Source organism: Actinosynnema sp. (assembly GCF_052038725.1).
Genome location: NZ_JBQGCX010000689.1, coordinates 1 through 2,228, shown reverse-complemented (window position 1 = coordinate 2,228; position 2,228 = coordinate 1). Strand labels below are relative to the sequence as shown.

Annotated in this window: 2 protein-coding genes; one reads left to right on the top strand and one right to left on the bottom strand. The window is 75.6% G+C overall.

Translation table 11 applies throughout. The features are described from left to right. Nucleotides 1–1,234 (bottom strand): MFS transporter (locus ACTUAL_RS14515; RefSeq protein ID WP_440900613.1); only part of this gene is annotated, 1,234 nt, incomplete at its 3' end. Nucleotides 1,235–1,491: 257 nt separating this feature from the next. Here ACTUAL_RS14515 and ACTUAL_RS14510 point away from each other — a divergent pair. Then, nucleotides 1,492–1,872, top strand: a complete 381-nt coding sequence (locus tag ACTUAL_RS14510) for a peptidase inhibitor family I36 protein (RefSeq protein WP_440900612.1) — start codon at nt 1,492–1,494, stop codon at nt 1,870–1,872. The last annotated feature ends 356 nt before the right edge of the window (nt 1,873–2,228 follow it).

Genomic DNA, 2,228 nt, shown 5'->3' with positions numbered 1-2,228 from the left:
GGGGGGGGGCCGCCCCCCGCCCGCGCCCCCCCCCCCCCGCCGCCGGGACCACCCGCTCCAATCGCAGCACCGCCGCCCCCGCCAGCCCGTTCACCGCCGCCAGCGCCAGCCACGGCAACCAGTGCCGCACCTCGAACAGCGACGTGAAGAACGCGGGCCCCACGATGCCCGCCGCGGTGAACGAGTACTGGAACGAGGCCAGGTACCGCCCCCGCGCGGACGGCGGGGCCAGCGCCGTGGCCAGCGCCATCGACACCGGCGCGTGCACCAGCTCCGCCGCCGTGAACAGCGCCGTCGCCACCAGCAGCACCGGGAGCACCCAGAGCAGGCGTCCCGGCCCGAGCGCCGCGAACAGCAGGCACCACCCCGCCCACAGCGCGGCGGCGGCCACCAGCACCCTGGTCCGCCGGAACGGGGCCAACCGCCGCACCACGGGCGCGGCCAGCAGCGACAGCACCAGCGTGTTGCCCACCAGCACCACCGGCGCCAGCCACGCGGGCGCCCGCAGCGCCTCCACCACGAAGACCGGCAGCCCGAGCGCCAGCATCAGGCTGGTCATCGCGAACACCGAGTTGATCCCGGTGAGCGCCAGGAACGGCCGGTCGCGCAGCATCGCCCGGTACCCGCCGTCGCCCGCCGCCTCGCGCTCCCGCCTCGGCGCGCGCACGAACGCCCCGATCGCCGCCCCCGCCAGCAGGTAGCACGCCGCCGAGCCGACCGCGACGCCCCGGTGGACGGCGTCGTCGTCGGAGGTGACCACCACCGCCGTGACCAGCCCGCCGACGCCCAGCCCCGCCGTGCGGGCCATGTTCGCCCAGGCGAACCACTGGTCCTTGCTCATCGCCCTGGTGCTGCCGTCGGCGAAGTCCGCGACGGCGGAGAACACGCTCGACCAGAAGACCCGCACGCCGACCGCCACCAGCCCGGAGCTCAGGAAGATCCCCGCAGGCCCGTCCACCGCCGGGTAGGCCAGGTATCCCAGCCCCTGCGCGAACTGCGCGCCCACCACCAGCGGCAGCGGCCCGACCCGGTCGGCCAGCCAGCCCGCCAGCACCGGGATCGGCAGGGTGAGCGCGTTCGCCAGGCTCACCAACACCCCGATCAGGGTGAGCGGCACCTCGGTGAGCCTGGTGAAGAACAGCAGCGCCAGCGGCACGAACATCCCGTTGCCCACCGAGTCCACCACCAGCGCCGCGATCAGCGCCGGACCGCCCCTGCTCCGCGTCGACGCCATGAGTCCCAGGCCCCCGGTTCCCCGCGATCCGCTGCGGCGGCTGGTGACGCTAGCGCAGGGGAGCGTCAGCGTGGAAACCGTTTTCCACCCGGTGCCCGGACCACGCCCGACGCCGGGTTCGCCTTCCCGATGCGCGGCGAACACCCCTCCGGGGCCTGCCTTGACGCGCCCGCCGCGCGGTGGTCTCGTCAGAGCGCAAGGGAAACCGGTGGGCGACCTCGCCGCTGCGCGCACCCGTCGCAGGACAAGGAGAAGCGATGACCACCAGCAAGCCGATCGCCGCGCTCGCCGCCGCTCTGCTCGCGCTCGCCGCCGCACCCGGCGCGCACGCGGCCACCGCCGTCGCGGACGCCGAGGCGCTGGCGACCTGCGAGTTCGCGGGCACGCTCTGCCTGTGGGACCGGACCGGCTTCACCGGGACCCGCTTCACCGCCTCCCTGTTCCCGCCCGGCACCGCCACCTGCGTCGACCTGGTCGAGCACGGCTGGGGCGAGCGGGCCCGCTCGGCGGTCAACACCTCCACCAGGACCATGGCGCTGTTCCTCACCGACGACTGCACCGGCCACCCGTACCCGGTCGACGCGGGCTCCAGCCAGTCCGAGCTGAGCATCGCGGCCAACAGCGCCTGGGTGCAGTGAGCCCGGTCCGCGGCGCACGCCCCGGACCTCGTCCGCGCGGGCCGGGCCAGTGACGGCGCTCCAGCCCGACGACGCTGCCCGGCGCGTGGGGCGGGGTGCGGCTGCTCCGCCTCCCCCGGCGCCAGGAAGCCGACCGTCCTCTGTGGACTGACCGTGCTGCGGGCGCGTTCGCCCGCGCCCGCAGCACGCCGGTCAGCCGCCGTATACGGTCAGCACGTCGGTCAGGCGGTCGCCGACCCACACCACCTGGCCGGTGAACGTCACCGGCGTGTCGACCGCGACGCGGCGGGTGCTCACCGGGATCTTCACCGTCGTCGTGCCCTCCGGCACGACCCGGCTGCCCGTCGGGTTGGCCG

Excerpts from the sequence above, each read along its gene's own strand:
- ACTUAL_RS14510 (WP_440900612.1), top strand. The coding sequence starts at position 1,492 with ATGACCACCAGCAAGCCGATCGCCGCGCTCGCCGCCGCTCTGCTCGCG.